The organism is Daejeonella sp., assembly GCF_044348475.1.
In the GTDB taxonomy this organism is placed as follows: Bacteria; Bacteroidota; Bacteroidia; order Sphingobacteriales; family Sphingobacteriaceae; genus Daejeonella.
The window spans coordinates 35,904-52,249 of sequence record NZ_JBIKSU010000014.1 but is presented as its reverse complement, the minus strand read 5'-3'; the positions used below and the strand labels follow the sequence as shown (position 1 = coordinate 52,249).

The following is a 16,346-nucleotide window of genomic DNA, read 5'->3' as shown; positions in this document are numbered from 1 at the left end:
AGTACTATATTAATAAAAGTGATTTGTATTCCGGCAATATAACATTAAACTTTTCTCTTACCCTATCTATGCTATCGGTTGAAAATCCACCAGATGCATTTTTATGCCCTCCCCCATTGAAATACTTTTTGCAAATTTCATTTGCAGAAAAATCTCCGACCGAACGTAAGGATAATTTTACAACATCTGGGCGTTCAATAATCAATACTGCCAGGCGAATTCCACTAATTGAAAGTGCATAATTGACAATGCCTTCAGTATCGCCTGTTGAGATCTTAAATTGATCTAGCTCCTGAGCAGTGATTACAATTATTGCAGTGTTATATTCTGGTAAGACCTCCAGTTTATTCAAAAGGCAATTTCCCAGAAAACGAAGTCTGTTTAATGAGAAATCATCGTATACTAATTGATGGATCAGTGTATTATCAGCACCGCAATCAATCAGGTTAGCTACAATATGGTGCACATTGGAGGTAGTTGAGCGGAAACGGAACGATCCAGTATCTGTCATGATTCCGGTATATAAGCAGCTGGCAACATCTTTAGTTAAGAGATGTTTGTCGCCCATAATGTTTACAATGAATTCATAGACCAATTGTGCGGTTGCACAGGCACTAGTAGTCCAAAGACGATAATCTTCGAATCCCTCAGGTTCCAAATGATGATCGATCAAAACTTTTTTTGCCTTGGATTCACGAACATAAATACCTAATTCATTAATCCGAACAAGTGCATTGAAATCTAGGCAGAAAATTAAGTCTGCATCGGCTACATATTGTTTTGATTCTTCCTGCTTCTCAGTAAAAATGATCACCTCAGCATTGTTTGGCATCCACTGTAAAAAACTTGGGTAATCGGTAGGGGTAATCACCTGTACCTGATGACCTTTTTGAACCAAATAAGTATATAAACCCAATGAAGATCCCATTGCATCACCATCCGGTTTAGGATGAGTGGTGATAACAATACGCTTAGGTTCGATTAAAAACTCTTTTAAATGGGCTATTTCCAACATGTATGGTCAAAAGGAATGCAAATCTATTAAAAATACTGATTTACTCAGGCTGATTTTTTAAAATCCTTTAAGCTTTGATTTATTAGCTGTATTTTTGCACCAATTTTCAAATAATAAGATGGCAACGAACAGAACTTTTACAATGATTAAGCCCGATGCTGTAGCCAATGGCCACACCGGAGCTATTTTAGATGATATTATTAAGGGCGGATTTAAAGTTATAGCCTTAAAATACACTCGTTTGAGCAAGGATACTGCAGGACAGTTTTATGCTGTACACAGTGAGCGTCCTTTTTACAATGCGCTAGTCGACTTCATGTCTTCAGGCCCGATTGTAGCTGCTATTCTTGAAAAAGACAATGCAGTTGAAGATTTTCGTAAACTGATTGGAGCTACTGATCCTACAAAGGCAGAAGCTGGAACCATTCGTAATAAATATGCAAAATCAATTGATGCGAATGCAATACACGGATCTGATTCGGATGAAAATGCGCAGATAGAAGGAAGCTTTTTCTTCACTGCATTTGAGCGTTTCTAAAAGAACCTTAAAATCGTCCTGAAATGAGCTTTTTACGCTTGTTCAGGGCGATCTTTTTTACAAATAAATGAAGATATTACAAACCCGTTATCTGATCTTTTTTCTGGTAATGCTCATCGTTCCTGGTGCGGTTTCCTATTTTGGAGGCTGGGATCGTACTATTGATTATTTATTTGTATTGAAGGCATTTTCAATTGCCTTCTTTATTACCGTTCTATACTATCTCTTGGTAAAGAACTATAGCGAACGGGTGAACTAGTTTACAGGAATATTATCTCATCGATAATACTGGTTCCTGCATGTTCATTCATTTTTTCAATGATGTTTGAGCGCATCATCATCAATTCATTTTTAATTACCGCAGACTCCATTCTGATAAATAATTTACGGTCGCGTATAAAAATATCTTTGGTTCGGTTTGCAACAGCTTTGCCCATCATTTCTGGCCAGGCTACGATCAATGAGGTTTCATCAAACTTCCGTCTCAGTTTGTAAACCTGAAGCATCTGCTCTATTGCATCCTTTAATGATCTATCGTTTGTGCGCCCCATGTTTTTTATCACTTATTTTGGTTTTCAACGATGTTAAACAACAATAGTACCCTTTTCAATATCAAAAATACTGACCGGAACATCCAGTTCACTGAAAATAGCTTCAATTCTTTTTCTGCTGGTGTCTGTAATAAAAATTTGTCCAAAGTCTTTATCGGATACCATTTTCATCAACTTGGTTGTTCGGGCATCATCTAGCTTGTCGAAGATATCATCTAGTAGCAACAACGGTTCGAAGCCTTTCTGCCTGAATAGAAATGTATATTGTGCAAGTTTTAGTGCAATCAAGAAAGATTTTTGCTGTCCCTGTGATCCGAATTTTTTCAATACCATTCCATGTATGGTGAAATTCAATTCATCTTTATGTATTCCACTTGAAGTTCGTTCCAGAATACGATCGCGCTCCAGATTCTTTTTCAAGATGTCAGAAAAGTTATTCAAAAGTAAAGGTGAATCGTATACCAATTCCACTTGCTCAGCATCTTCACTCAGGTATTGATAATGTTTGTTGAAGATTTCAGTAAATTCAATCATAAAGGCCTTTCGCTTTTCGAAGATTTTATTTCCTGAAAGTATGAGCTGATCATCATAGATTTCCATCAATGCTGGATCATATTTCCCTGAAATGCCGATCTGCCTTAAGAGGGCATTTCTGTTCATCAGGCTTTTATTATAGCTGATCAATTCATCTAGATATTGGCTATCAGTTTGGGAAATTACATTGTCAATAAATTTTCTTCTTTCTTCGCTACCCTCTATAATCAGACTGATATCATTTGGAGAGATCATGACCAATGGGAAAATACCGATATGATCGGCCAGGCGTAGATACTCCTTTTTATTGCGTTTGAATTTCTTCTTTTGAGTACGCTTTAATCCGCAAAAGATCACTTCATCATTCTGGTCTTTTTCAAATGTTCCTTGAATCATAAAAAGATCTTCGCCCTGACGAATTTGTTGGCTGTCAATGGGATTGAAATAACTTTTGCAAAGAGAGAGGTAATGGATAGCATCAAGGATATTGGTTTTCCCGGCACCATTATTTCCTGTAAAGGCATTGACTGTATCCGAGAACACTAATTCAGCTTCAGAATAATTTTTGAAATTTATTACGGATAATTTTTGGAGCCACATATTCATGCCTATACTGAACGCTAATTAGCAAATTTACTCTTTTCGTTTCTTTAAGTTCGTAAAACTGAATGTTTTTTAGTTCAGCAAAATAGAAATGTTTTTTGAACAATAAATGCCACATACAAACGTATATACACAAAAATCAATGCATTTTAAAAGATCTCAAAATTATCATAGCCATATTTAGCTGTATCTTTATTAAAAAAAATCAATCTCTCTGATTTAAAAGTTGATACTTAGTCTGAAAAATGTATTTTTGCGGGATTGTTTAAGTGAGAAGGTTTACAATTTTTAAAATACCAATGTCAAAAGATCAAAAAGATATCGTAACAGAAACAGGCAATGAGCTTGGAAATACAGGCAAGTTTGTACAGGAAAATGCAAAGAGCTTAGCCGTAATTGGAGGTGCCATCATAGCTTTAGTGCTTTTATACTTTGGTTACCAGAATTTCTATCTTGCTCCACGCGCAGAGAAAGCAGCTAATGAAATGTTTAAAGCAGAAGAATATTTAGCTACCGACTCGCTAAAAGACAGAGCTATTTCAGGCGATGGTTCCTATCCTGGCTTTGAAAAGATTGTAGAGGAGTATTCAAATACAAAATCTGCTAATCTTGCAAATGCATATTTGGGTGGCTTATACTTACAGAAAGGTGAGTTTCAAAAAGCAACTGATGCATTGGGTAAATACAGTAGTACTGGAAGTCCAATCATTGATCCATTAGTTCTTGGAATGTTAGGTGATGCGTATAGTGAACTTAAAGATTATTCAAAGGCAATAACTTTTTACAAGAAAGCTGCCGATAAGAGTAAAAATTCATTTACAAGCCCGCTATTCCTTAAAAAACTAGGTTTAGTTTACGAGGAGCAGAAAGATTTTAAATCTGCTGCTGATGCCTACAACACGATCAGAACTGATTTTCCTGAAAGCGTTGAAGCATCTTCTATCGATACCTACATTGCACGTGCAGAAGCACAACAATAAAAATATTTCCTCAAATGGCTGTTACTAGATAATTAGGTAACAGCCATTTATTATTTTCAGCCATGGCTACAATCCTAAAGAGTTTATCAGATTTCTCTCATATTGATGTTCCATCAGCAGAGTCATACAGATTTGGGATTATTGTTTCTCAATGGAATGCTACGGTAACAGGAGCATTATATGAAGGTGCTTATACATCTCTCTTGAAGCATGGTGCTCTGGAACAAAACATTATGACCATAAAGGTTCCCGGAAGCTTTGAGCTGACTTCGGGTGCTGACATTTTACTTGGCTCTAAAAACCTGGATGCTGTTATTTGTCTTGGATGTGTGATACAGGGAGAAACCCCTCATTTTGGCTTTATTTGCAATGCTGTTGCCAATGGAGTGACAAAAGTTTCGATCAAACACAATAAACCGGTGATCTTTGGCGTATTAACAACTGATACTTTGCAGCAGGCTCTTGATAGAGCAGGTGGTAAGCATGGTAATAAGGGTGAAGAAGCTGCAGTCACTGCAATAATGATGGCTGGAATTAAGCCTTCACTGGATGTTTAAAATATTTTGATTAGTGGACTTATTTCAATAATTTTAAAAAAAAGTAAAAATGAAAAAAGTAGTTATCGGCATGATAGCCTTATTTATAGCCACAACAGTATTACAGGCATGTTCCTCAAAACTATGCCCTGCTTATGGAACTTATCCAAAGCCAAGACGTTAATCCTGCATTTTTCATTAATTCAATTTGACTGGAATTTGACCAGCCAGTCATCCTCTTTTAATACTTTTGTTTTTTCTTAAAAAGGTGTTTGATCATGAACTGGATTCCATTAACTAATCTCGAGCAATTAGAAAACATAGGTCAAGCTGATGGCTTTAGCGTAATTTTCAAGCATAGTACGCGTTGCTCTGTCAGTTTGATGGCAAAAAAGAAGTTTGAGCATGATTGGGATGCAATTCCTGCCGAAACTTCAATATACTTTCTTGACCTTATCAGTAACAGGGAAGTGTCTAATACTATTGCACAGAAATTCAGTGTGCATCATGAATCTCCTCAACTTCTTTTAATAAAAAATGGCGAATGTGTTTACGAAACTTCGCATGGAGAGATTTCTGCAGAAGAGCTTGCAGAACAGATGGCCTATCAGGCGTAAAAAACAATGCGCTTTTGGCTATTTAATCCTGAAAATTAAAGCTGATGTTTTGAATAAGATCAGGGTGGAGGCTCTTTGCAACCGGGCAATTTCTTGCCGCTCTTTCTAAAATTACTTGTTGCTTTTCGGTATATCTGATATCGGGAAAGTTGAAGCTGATTTGAATTTCACTCACTCTTCTTGGCTCAGCAGCCATAATTTTTGTGATTGAGCAGGTGCTACCGTCAATTTCAATTCCATGTTCTCTGGCTGCAATTCCCATAATCGTAAACATACAGCTTCCTAATGATGCCGACATGAGGTCGGTTGGTGAAAATGCTGCTCCCTTACCCTGATTATCAAGTGGTGCATCAGTAATTAGTTCATTACCGGATAAAACATGCGTTGCTTCAGTTCTAAGCTCGCCCAGGTAGGTAGTTTCAATTGTTGCCATTTTGCAGATCGTAAATGAGTGTATGGTCAAAAATAAAAAATTTTGAGTGTATAGCAATCATTTTCAAGATCCACTGGCATAATAACACTCCAATGTCAAAAAATTAGAACGGTGTATTTGACACTCAAATCTTACCAAAATTCTTTACTTTTGCTTCATGATCGAATTACCGGTTATCCCAGTTAATCAAATGCAGCGCAAGCCAAACTGGCTTCGTGTTAAACTTCCAGTTGGAAAAGAGTACGCTCATGTTCGCAGCCTGGTAGATACCCATAAACTACATACCATTTGTGAGAGTGGCAATTGCCCTAATATGGGTGAGTGCTGGGGGGCAGGAACAGCTACATTTATGATACTTGGGAATATTTGTACCCGTTCATGTTCTTTTTGTGCTGTTGCAACCGGCAGGCCCTTAGCGGTAGATACCGATGAGCCTAACCGTGTTGCCAATTCGGTAAAGTTAATGCAGGTTAAACATTGCGTGATCACTTCTGTTGATCGCGATGATCTGAAAGATGGTGGTTCTACTATCTGGGCTGAGACCATCAATACGATCAGAAGAGAAAGTCCCGATACTACTTTAGAGACTCTTATTCCTGATTTTAGGGGCATTTGGGATAATCTTGATCGCCTGTTGGCTACACGTCCTGAAGTGGTTTCGCATAATTTGGAGACTGTTCGTCGTTTAACAAAAGAAGTGCGTATTCAGGCAAAATATGACCGTAGTTTGGAATGTCTTCGCAGAATCAATGAAGCCGGTTTAAGAACAAAATCAGGCATTATGCTTGGATTGGGAGAAACGGAAGAAGATGTTCTTGAAGCAATGGCTGATTTACTTGCAGTTGGTGTTCATATCTTAACTTTAGGGCAATACCTGCAGCCATCACGGAGTCACCATCCTGTTATTGATTGGATCACTCCAGAGCAGTTTGAGAAGTATAAGCGTATCGGATTGGAGATGGGTTTTAAATATGTTGAAAGCGGGCCATTGGTGCGTTCTTCTTATCATGCAGAAAAGCACTTGTTCGAGTTTTAATTTCTAATTGCGGTTCAAAAATACCGGTATATTTATTTTTTAGGAGGATAAAAAGCTTCAATTCTTATGCTTTTTTTAGAGCCAGATTTACCTGATCCTACCAGAATTTGGATGGGCCAAAAAGACGATCAAATTCTTTAAGATGCCGAGAAATGATAATCTTTAGGGCTTAGAAAATCTCTTGTATTATTGCATCACCTGAACCCATTAAAACTCAACAATAAATCCGATGGTAGGTGTAAACTGGGCTTCATCATTTTTTAATAAAGTTGGTATTGCATTACTACCATCTGCTTTAATCAATGAACCATCAGTTGTAGCAAATGCATTATTGTCTGCAGTTCTTTTAAACGTGTATGTTGGTACTGCAACGCTTTTTGCAGCATACCAATTGTTTACATCTAAAAACAAATCAATAGTGGTTTTCTTGAAATTCCATTTCTTGTCTATACGAATATCACTGCCATTATAGCCACCTAATCGAAGTGTGTTCAATTTTGTGAAATCAAATATTCCTTGTCCTTGAGATAAATAATTTATTCTTGATTCGGATTCATTATATGGTGTGTACGGGGCCCCACCCTGGTAACGGAATTTTAAACCCAATTCCCAATTGCGTTGAAATTTATAGCCAAGAGTAACACTCAATAATTGTTCATTATCCCAACTGCTGGGTATCAATACATTGTTTGCTCCGCTGTATTTACTTCTGTATAAGGTATAGGATAACAGACCAAAAAATTGGTCTGTCAGTTTCTTTTGTGCAAATACTTCAAAGCCATAAGTATTACCTTTTCCGTTTGTAATTACAGCTTCGTTACCCAATACATTAAAATCACTACCAAGATTGGCTAATGAAATTCCATTGCGTACAGAAACAGGGACATTATTGTATTTTTTATAAAAGCCTTCTAAGGTGAACCGAAGTCCATCATTCGGTAAATATTCAATTCCTGTTACGTAATGGTCGCTCTTTAGGTACTTGCTGTTTTTATTCAACAGATTATTATTATTATCTGCAAAACCTAAAATAGTGTAAGGTGCTATTTTATAATAGCTACCTATTGAGGCATTTGCCGTCCATTCGTTTGCCAATACATAGCTCAATGAAATTCGTGGCGAAAGTGTTTTCAAGGGATTATTTCCGTCGGTCGTAAAGCTGTTCATATCGGCACGCAAACCTCCACTTACGCCTAAGCGGTTATCAAAAAGGCGCTTACCTACTTGTAAAAATGCGCCATATTTTAAAAAGTTATTCAACGGGCTTTCGAAATTGATGGAAACATTAGGTTGTATTAGTGCCCCCTTGCTGTCTTTAATCTCTTTTCTTAAAACTGTATAGGTATTGTTGTCGTATTCTGCTAACTGCAACATTCCACCGTAGGCAATCTTCCAGCCATTATAAGTTTTGTTTACATCAACGCGTAGTTTATTTTCAGCTTCGGTTGAGTTTATAGATAGTATTCGTTGAGATGGTAATTGTAGTTTGTTATCCTCATATTGTTTAATATCATTATTAAACCAATTCCGACTTACAGCTATATTGAGAAAACCATTATTGAGTAACCTCTTTAAAGTAAATCCTGAAGTATAAGTATTTTGAAATATAAATGGATTAGAATTTATTATGTACAATTTTTCAGGACTTGCGCTCTTTATTTCTGCAAATTCAAATTCATCAATTGCTCCAATACCAATGAACGACAGGGTCGTTTTTTTATCAAATTGATGAGTGATTTTTGTTTGAAAATCCCAATAATTAGGACGTATTGGTAAATCAATTAGAGAGAAAAGTAATTGTAAATACGAACGCCTTGCCGAAGCCAAGAATGTTGTTTTTTTGTTTTTAGAAAGTGGCCCTTCAAAAGTTGTAGCTAATTCGCTGGCACTTAGCCTTACGTTTCCTTGAAAATTATTTGGATTCCCATTCTTTTGCTTGAACTGAAATACAGAACTCAATGCATTATCATATCTGGCATCAAATGCACTTGAATTTAATTTTACATCTTCAATAAATGATACATTTAATATTCCCTGCGGACCACCTGAACTTCCTTGAGTTTGAAAATGATTAATTACAGGAACCTCAATTCCATCTAAATAAAAAACATTTTCACCGGGGCCACCGCCTCGAATAATGATATCATTTCTAAAGCCACCACCGCCAACTCCGCCACCCACACCGGGCAAAGACTGAATAACTTTGCTAATATCAAAATTGCCCCCTGGATTGGCTTTAATCTCTTCAGTTGTTAATCGCTGCACACTTAAAGGTGTTTCTAAAGTTGCAGCTACAACGGTGCGTTTATTTGATTTAAATACCACCTCTGTTAATGCACTCGTTGTGGGTTCTAATTCTATGGTTACGTAATTTTCGTTTCCTGCATTTATAGCAATATTGTAAAGTGTTTCAGTTTTATACCCAATAGAAGTAAAAATTATATTATAAGTTCTTAATGTAATACCTGATATCTTGAATATTCCGTTTGTATCAGCCATTGCTACCTTGTTTGTACCTTCCAAGGCTATATTTACATTAAATAAAGGTTTTTGGGTTGATTTATCAATTACTTTACCCGCAATGCTGCCATTAGTTTGAGAAAATGCGCTTTGCGAGAAAATTATAATGGAAAGTGCTAAAAGAAAAAAAAATTTCATATTAGAATAATATAGTCCTATTTTTAAGTATTTAGACAAATATAGTCCTATTTTATATAAATTAATCTAAGGCTAAATAATGACAGTACTGGCGCAGGTGTGTTGCGTATGTCTTAATTCTATTGGTTATTTAGTGCTTGATCCAGTACGCAACTCCATTTCCAAAAACCGTCCCGTATGGCTATCCTTAACTTTAATCAGCTCTTCTGGTGTACCTTCAAATAAGATCTGCCCACCCCCTGAACCGCCTTCTGGGCCAAGGTCAATCACCCAATCAGAAACTTTGACCACATCCAGGTTATGCTCAATTACCAGAATGGTATTTCCATGGTCAACTAACCTGTTCAATACGCCTAATAGTACATTGATATCTTCAAAATGGAGTCCTGTGGTTGGCTCATCCAATATGTAAAACGTGTTACCGGTATCTTTTTTAGAAAGTTCTGTGGCAAGTTTAACCCGTTGCGCTTCGCCTCCTGATAAAGTAGTAGATGATTGTCCGAGGCGAATATAACCCAGCCCGACTTCCTGCAAGGTTTTGATTTTACGGTAAATTGCAGGGATAGGTTCAAAGAATGCCACAGCCTCTTCAATACTCATGTCTAATACATCACTGATTGATTTTCCGCGGTAGCGAACTTCGAGCGTCTCACGGTTATATCGCTTGCCACTACATTCTTCGCATGGAACTTGTACATCTGGAAGAAAATTCATTTCGATGAGCTTCATGCCCGCACCCTGGCATGTTTCGCAGCGCCCGCCTTTCACATTGAATGAAAATCTACCGGGTTTGTAACCTCTGATCTTTGCCTCCGGAAGCATAACATAGAGGTTTCGGATATCTGAAAAAACACCGGTATAAGTTGATGGATTAGATCTAGGAGTACGTCCGATGGGGGTTTGGTCAATTTCTATGACCTTATCGATATGCTCAAGCCCTTCAATTTTTTTATAGGGCATTGGCTTTTTCTTAGCTCTAAAAAAGTGATGGTTAAGAATAGGGTAGAGTGTTTCGGCGATCAGGGTAGATTTGCCACTTCCTGAAACTCCGCTCACGCAGATCAGTTTTCCCAATGGAAATTCAACAGAAACATCACGAAGGTTATTGCCACTTGCATTTTTCAGGATGAGCGATTTTCCATTACCTTTTCTTCTAGCAGCAGGTATGGCTATTGCTTTCCTTCCGCTGATATAGTCGTTGGTTAAGGTTTGAGCTTTTGAAAATTCTTCAGGAGTGCCTTGCCCAACAACTTCGCCACCATGCTCACCCGCTGCTGGGCCCATGTCAATCACATGATCAGCGTTCATGATCATATCTTTATCATGCTCCACAACGAGTACCGTATTTCCGATATCGCGCAGATTTTTTAATGCAGAGATCAATCGGGCATTATCCCGTTGATGCAATCCGATACTGGGTTCATCTAGGATATAAAGAACATTTACTAATTGCGATCCAATCTGTGTTGCCAAACGAATTCGCTGTGCTTCACCGCCAGATAATGTTTTGGCGGTACGGTCTAGGGTAAGGTAATTCAGCCCAACATCTAGTAGGAATCCAATTCTGGAGCGTATCTCTTTTAAAATTTCTCTGGCTATGGTATTTTGCCGCTCTGTTAATCGGCTTTCTAGCCCTTCAAACCACTTGCTCAGGCTGGCAATATCCATGCAGGCAAGCTCGTAAATATTTTTCTCGTCAACCTTAATGTGCAGTGATTCCTTTTTAAGGCGTGCGCCAAAACATTCCGGGCAAGTTTTCAGAACTCTAAAATTCTCTAGATCTTCACCAACATCATCGCCACGACGCTCGGTCTGTTCTTCTAGCATCTTAATGATACCATCAAAAGAAATCTGATAGTTCTGTACATTCCATTTATTGTACTCCACAGGAACACTAATGATATCTTCCGATCCATTTAAAATTACCTCAATAAGCTCTTCAGGAATTTTTTCTAGTGGGGTGGAGAGTAAGAAATTATATTTTTTAGCTAGTGCCTTCAGAATCTGAAAAACCCAGGTTTCACGGTATTCACCCAGAGGTGCCAAACCTCCCTGCATGATGCTGAGCTTTGGGTTTGGGATAACTGAATGACGATCTACTTCAAAAATATAACCTAGTCCGCTGCATCGTTCACAAGCACCATAAGGCGAATTAAATGAAAATGTATTGGGCTGAGGCTCATCATAGGATATCCCTGAAACAGGATCCATCAAATATTTACTGTAGAAAAATTCCTTGTTTTCTTTATCGCTGATCTTGATGATCCCTTTAGAGACCTTCAATGCCGACTGGATGGAGTCATAAAGCCGCTTTTTATCTTCGGTGCTGACCAGTAATCTGTCAATAACCATCTCAATATCATGGATTTTATAGCGGTCGAGTTGCATTTTAGGCGATAGGTCTAAAATTTCTCCGTCAACCCTAACTTTGAGATAACCCTGTTTACGTATCTGTTCAAATAGCTCACGGTAATGTCCTTTTCGCCCTTTTACTACCGGAGCAAGAATGTTTACCGCTTGACCTTCAAATTTTTCGAGAATGCTTTTCAGGATCTGGTCCTCGGTCATGCGTTCCATTTTAAGTCCATTGACATAGGAATAGGCTTCGCCTGTACGCGCATAAAGTAGGCGCATAAAATCATAGATCTCTGTAATGGTTCCTACCGTTGAGCGAGGATTTTTACTGGTCGTTTTTTGTTCAATCGCAATCACCGGACTTAATCCAGAGATTTTATCTACATCTGGACGTTCCATTCCACCCAGAAACTGACGAGAATAGGCGCTGAAAGTTTCCATATACCGGCGCTGTCCTTCGGCGTATATGGTATCGAATGCCAATGATGATTTCCCGCTCCCGCTTAATCCGGTTATAACAACCAGTTTATTTCGAGGGAAGGAAACATCAATATTTTTTAAATTATGAACCCTGGCACCAAATACTTCTACTTCACTTTGCTCGCCAAGATCGGGATTAGATTTGTTCATAAATTATTAGCGCTCTGAATTTTTGCAAATATGCGATTTTTTCAGGTAGGGATTATTTTTTAAGAGTCACAAATGAATGGAGATTTGCTGCTTATTAGGATAAGTCTTACAAATTTACATAGGCGTCATAAAAATAAATTTGTCAGTCATTTTATTTTTAGTGAGATGACTTACAAAATTAATTTTTCGATCTTCTAGAAGATTAGCCAATCAATTCGTTTTAAAACAGAAAAGGGCCGAATCATTCAGCCCTTTTCTGTCCAGTTTATAATTGTTAGTTTTTAAAAATTTGCGGCGTCTTATAACTATTTTGAGGTTCAAATGGAAAATGCTCTTCCTGATAGGTCACATTTTTTGCCAAGAGCCTGCTTGCTCTGCTGGTGTAACCATGGCGGGAAGGATTTTCAATAATCTCTTTCATAGAGATCAGTTTGTAAACGTAGGATGCTGTTTCTCTGTTCAGCCTCATTTTAAAATAGTTGTCTTGATTTTGTCTATTAATCTGTTTCCTTAAACCTCCCTCACCTATGTTATAGGCGGCTGCAGCTAAGGTCCAGCTTCCAAATTCATGATACAATGATTTTAAATATTTCGCAGCTGCAACGGTTGACCTTTGCATATTATGGCGCTCATCCATTTCAGAATTAACACGTAAACCAAAATCGCGGGCAGTTTCAGGCATAAATTGCCAGTAACCAGAGGCTCCCTTTGGTGAGGTACCAGACTTTAGTCCGCTTTCAACTAAGGGCATGTATTTAAAATCAGCAGGTACACCGTATTTTTTCAAAATAGGCTCAATGATAGGAAACCATTTTTCTGCTTGATTATGAAGTTTCGAAGTTTGTAATTTTTGGTATGAATGAGCACGAAGTGAGGCGTTCATTCTGGAGTCAATTCTTTGGTCTCCGAGCGGTACATTCTCGTTTGCGAAGCTTAAGGTATCAAAGTAAGGTTCGACCGTATTTATGCTTTTTTGAGGCTCTAAACGATAATTTAAGAAGGTATCAAACTCAACAGGTGTACTAAAAATAAACAACCTAGCGGTTAGTAGTAAGCCAAAGATTCCAGAACACATTGTGATGTGTTTCCTTATCATTTTAGCCTCTTTTTTTAATTCCAAATGGTAAAATTTTAACAAAGATACAAATATATATCTAATTATCAAACGGTTATGGAATGTCCCGTGTCAACTACCTATTTTTAAATAAAAATTCTTGGGCTATGTTTTCAGGCGTATTTCTCGATTTTCCAGCTCTGGTTCGGTATTTTTGATTAGATTTGTGGTCCTCTTTAAAAGGGATTAAAAGTTTATCATGCCATTCAAAAACAACAGGAACAGTCGGGACGACAAATCCGAAAAATCAAAACGCACTTCTGGTTCGTCTGCAAAAAGTAATTCTTTTAAATCTGACCGAACTGAAAGTACAAACCACACAAAAAAGAAATTGTTTTCGGATGATTCAAAAAAATCGTTTAAAAGCGGTTTTAAAAAGTCGGATGATAAATCAGGATCAAATTTCTCTTCCGAGAAAAGAAGTCCGAAAAGCTTTGGCCGATCTGCTGGGGCTGAAGAAAGACCTTCAGGAGAGCGTTCATATAACAGAAAGCCTTTAGGCGAAAAGTCATACGGCGACAAACCACAAAGTGACAAACCATTCGCTAGCAGACCATCACGAGAGAAAAGGCCATTTGGTGACAAACCGCAGGGTGACAAGCCATATGGTAACAGACCTTCTGGTGAGAAAAGACCATTCGGCGACAAATCTTACACTGAAAAACCACAGGGCGATAAGCCACAAGGTGGCAGGCCATTCGCAGCCCGCGAAAATAAATACTCAGATAAAAAGGCTCCGACAAAGAGATTTAACGATAAGCCTTTCAAGTCAAGGGTTAAAGAAGAATATTCTTCATCTGATCGTTCTAAAGTAAGATCAGATGATCAAAAATGGAGCTCCGAAGAACGTTTTGTAAATAAACGCAGCAAAAAACCGACACCACTTAAGGAAGATGACGGCCTTATTCGCTTAAACCGTTTCATTGCAAATGCAGGCATCTGCTCCAGGCGTAAAGCCGATGAGTTGATTGCGGCAGGAGTGGTTTCTGTAAATGGCGAGCCCGTAACTGAACTTGGATTTAAGGTAGATCCTGCAAAAGATTCTGTTCGCTATAATGGTGAGTCGTTGAAGCGTGAAAGAAATGTTTATGTATTATTAAATAAACCTAAGGATTATATCACGACCACAGACGATCCGCAAGAGCGTAAAACAGTGATGAGTTTGGTTGAAAAAGCATCCCGTGAACGGATTTATCCTGTAGGGCGACTAGACCGCAATACAACCGGTTTGCTCTTGATGACCAATGATGGCGACCTTGCTGAGAAATTATCTCATCCCCGAAATAACATCACTAAACTTTATCAGGTTGAACTAAATAAGAGTTTATCGCAAGGTGATATGAATAAGATTGCATTTGGTGTTGAACTGGAAGACGGATTGATTAAGCCTGATCAGGTAAGTTATGTGGCTGGAGGAAGTAAGAAAGAGGTTGGGATTCAGATCCATAGTGGGAAAAATAGAGTGGTACGCAGGATCTTCGAAAGTCTTGGTTATGAGGTTGTGAAGCTTGACCGCGTGGTGTATTCACACTTGACCAAAAAGGATCTTCCAAGAGGAAGATGGAGATACCTAGAGGAAAAAGAAATTATTCAGCTTAAACACCTGATCAAATAAGATTGCATGCCTTCAGCTAAACCTGAAGGCATTTTTGTTAATTTTGTACCATGATCTTAACCGACACGCACACTCATTTATATTACGAAACAGATCCAGAAAAATTGTCCGATCTGATGCAAAGAAGCCTTGATAATAAGGTTTTCAGGCTGTTTCTTCCTAATGTAGATTCTGAATCTATTCCTTTAGTTTTTGGTTTATCAGAACTATATCCCGACCATTGTTTTCCGATGCTCGGACTTCATCCCTGCGATGTAAAGGCGAACTATAAAGAAGAGCTAGATAGTATCAGCAAGGAAATTGCTCAACGAAAGATCTATGCAATAGGTGAGATAGGTATTGATCTTCATTGGGATAAATCGACATTAAGTATACAGCAGGAAGCTTTCCGGATCCAAATCAATTGGGCAAAGAATTTAGGTCTGCCCATTGTGATACATTGCCGTGAAGCTTTTGATGAGATCTTTGAAATTCTGAACGAATTGAAAGATGATAAGCTCAGGGGAATTTTTCATTGCTTCTCAGGCACTATAGAACAGGCAAATAAAGTAATTGGTCTTGGATTTTATTTGGGAATTGGCGGAGTGCTTACTTATAAAAACTCTGGTTTGGATAAAGTGGTACAGGATGTTTCATTGGAGCATCTCGTTCTTGAAACCGATTCTCCATACCTAACGCCTGTTCCCTTTCGGGGAAAACCGAATGAAAGTAGCTATCTGGTTTATATTGCGCAAAAATTGGCTGATTTGAAGCAGGTTAGTTTGGAGCAGATTGCTGAAGTTACAACGCGGAATTCCAGAATGGTGTTTGGGGTTTAGATTTTATTGGGTTTGGTTTTGCTTGGTGGTACCCACCAAGCATTTTATAATTTCATTCCGCTCATAGCCGCGGGGGCTTTACCTTTTTCTGTAGCAAAAAAGGACCAAGCCGAGACGGTACGACGAGACCATGAGGGCCTTTAAAAAACAATAAACTACACCGAATAAATGCTACCGCTGCGCCTGCCTGGCGATAGGTATGACAGGTGCGTAGCGATTTTTAAAAATAACTTTCAATCAAAATCTAATGTCATCCCGAAACCTGGCCTTCAGCTGGTGAGGGACCTTCGTAGTTCTTAGTATAATTTTGCTT

Annotated in this window: 15 protein-coding genes; 8 read left to right on the top strand and 7 right to left on the bottom strand. The window is 38.1% G+C overall.

What is annotated here, in order from left to right:
* Window positions 1–4 precede the first annotated feature (4 nt).
* On the bottom strand, window positions 5–1,015 hold the full coding sequence (locus ACIQZ6_RS05545; protein WP_395809016.1) for a bifunctional oligoribonuclease/PAP phosphatase NrnA: 1,011 nt from the start codon (window positions 1,013–1,015) through the stop codon (window positions 5–7).
* Window positions 1,016–1,133: 118 nt separating this feature from the next.
* Here ACIQZ6_RS05545 and ACIQZ6_RS05540 point away from each other — a divergent pair, with 118 nt between their 5' ends.
* Window positions 1,134–1,553 (top strand): nucleoside-diphosphate kinase, encoded by a 420-nt coding sequence (locus ACIQZ6_RS05540; RefSeq protein ID WP_395809014.1) that lies wholly within the window; start codon window positions 1,134–1,136, stop codon window positions 1,551–1,553.
* A 67-nt stretch (window positions 1,554–1,620) separates the two neighbouring features.
* Entirely contained in the window at window positions 1,621–1,812 is a 192-nt protein-coding gene (locus tag ACIQZ6_RS05535) for a hypothetical protein (protein ID WP_395809012.1), read from the top strand.
* Window position 1,813: 1 nt separating this feature from the next.
* On the opposite strand, the gene ACIQZ6_RS05530 is transcribed toward ACIQZ6_RS05535, so the two are convergent.
* Both ACIQZ6_RS05530 and recF read right to left on the bottom strand, forming a co-directional pair.
* Window positions 1,814–2,104 (bottom strand): DUF721 domain-containing protein, encoded by a 291-nt coding sequence (locus ACIQZ6_RS05530; protein WP_306549897.1) that lies wholly within the window; start codon window positions 2,102–2,104, stop codon window positions 1,814–1,816.
* A gap of 33 nt (window positions 2,105–2,137) precedes the next feature.
* Complete coding sequence (gene recF, locus ACIQZ6_RS05525; protein ID WP_395809010.1) at window positions 2,138–3,238, bottom strand: DNA replication/repair protein RecF; 1,101 nt, start codon at window positions 3,236–3,238, stop codon at window positions 2,138–2,140.
* A 302-nt stretch (window positions 3,239–3,540) separates the two neighbouring features.
* Between recF and ACIQZ6_RS05520 the strand changes: the two genes are divergently transcribed.
* From ACIQZ6_RS05520 to ytxJ, 3 genes are all read left to right on the top strand, one after another.
* Window positions 3,541–4,221 (top strand): tetratricopeptide repeat protein, encoded by a 681-nt coding sequence (locus ACIQZ6_RS05520; RefSeq protein ID WP_395809008.1) that lies wholly within the window; start codon window positions 3,541–3,543, stop codon window positions 4,219–4,221.
* Between the two features lie 62 nt (window positions 4,222–4,283).
* The gene (gene ribH, locus ACIQZ6_RS05515; protein WP_395809006.1) at window positions 4,284–4,778 is read left to right on the top strand and encodes a 6,7-dimethyl-8-ribityllumazine synthase; all 495 of its coding nucleotides are present in this window, start codon (window positions 4,284–4,286) and stop codon (window positions 4,776–4,778) included.
* Window positions 4,779–5,035: 257 nt separating this feature from the next.
* Window positions 5,036–5,374 carry a bacillithiol system redox-active protein YtxJ gene (ytxJ, locus tag ACIQZ6_RS05510; protein ID WP_395809004.1) on the top strand — a complete coding sequence of 113 codons (339 nt, stop codon included), beginning with the start codon at window positions 5,036–5,038 and terminating at the stop codon, window positions 5,372–5,374.
* Window positions 5,375–5,396: 22 nt separating this feature from the next.
* On the opposite strand, the gene ACIQZ6_RS05505 is transcribed toward ytxJ, so the two are convergent.
* Entirely contained in the window at window positions 5,397–5,807 is a 411-nt protein-coding gene (locus ACIQZ6_RS05505; RefSeq protein WP_395809002.1) for an OsmC family protein, read from the bottom strand.
* Window positions 5,808–5,964: 157 nt separating this feature from the next.
* Between ACIQZ6_RS05505 and lipA the strand changes: the two genes are divergently transcribed.
* The gene (gene lipA / locus ACIQZ6_RS05500) at window positions 5,965–6,843 is read left to right on the top strand and encodes a lipoyl synthase (RefSeq protein WP_395809000.1); all 879 of its coding nucleotides are present in this window, start codon (window positions 5,965–5,967) and stop codon (window positions 6,841–6,843) included.
* A 207-nt stretch (window positions 6,844–7,050) separates the two neighbouring features.
* On the opposite strand, the gene ACIQZ6_RS05495 is transcribed toward lipA, so the two are convergent.
* From ACIQZ6_RS05495 to ACIQZ6_RS05485, 3 genes are all read right to left on the bottom strand, one after another.
* Window positions 7,051–9,501, bottom strand: coding sequence for a carboxypeptidase-like regulatory domain-containing protein (locus ACIQZ6_RS05495; RefSeq protein ID WP_395808998.1), 2,451 nt, complete (start codon window positions 9,499–9,501; stop codon window positions 7,051–7,053).
* A gap of 126 nt (window positions 9,502–9,627) precedes the next feature.
* The gene (gene uvrA, locus ACIQZ6_RS05490) at window positions 9,628–12,486 is read right to left on the bottom strand and encodes an excinuclease ABC subunit UvrA (protein WP_395808996.1); all 2,859 of its coding nucleotides are present in this window, start codon (window positions 12,484–12,486) and stop codon (window positions 9,628–9,630) included.
* A gap of 274 nt (window positions 12,487–12,760) precedes the next feature.
* Window positions 12,761–13,582: a lytic transglycosylase domain-containing protein gene (locus ACIQZ6_RS05485; protein WP_395808994.1), complete on the bottom strand. Its 822-nt coding sequence runs from the start codon at window positions 13,580–13,582 to the stop codon at window positions 12,761–12,763.
* Between the two features lie 217 nt (window positions 13,583–13,799).
* On the opposite strand from ACIQZ6_RS05485, the gene ACIQZ6_RS05480 reads away from it, so the two are divergent.
* Together ACIQZ6_RS05480 and ACIQZ6_RS05475 are read left to right on the top strand one after the other, a co-directional pair.
* Entirely contained in the window at window positions 13,800–15,215 is a 1,416-nt protein-coding gene (locus tag ACIQZ6_RS05480; protein WP_395808992.1) for a pseudouridine synthase, read from the top strand.
* Window positions 15,216–15,265: 50 nt separating this feature from the next.
* Window positions 15,266–16,033, top strand: coding sequence for a TatD family hydrolase (locus ACIQZ6_RS05475; RefSeq protein ID WP_395808990.1), 768 nt, complete (start codon window positions 15,266–15,268; stop codon window positions 16,031–16,033).
* The last annotated feature ends 313 nt before the right edge of the window (window positions 16,034–16,346 follow it).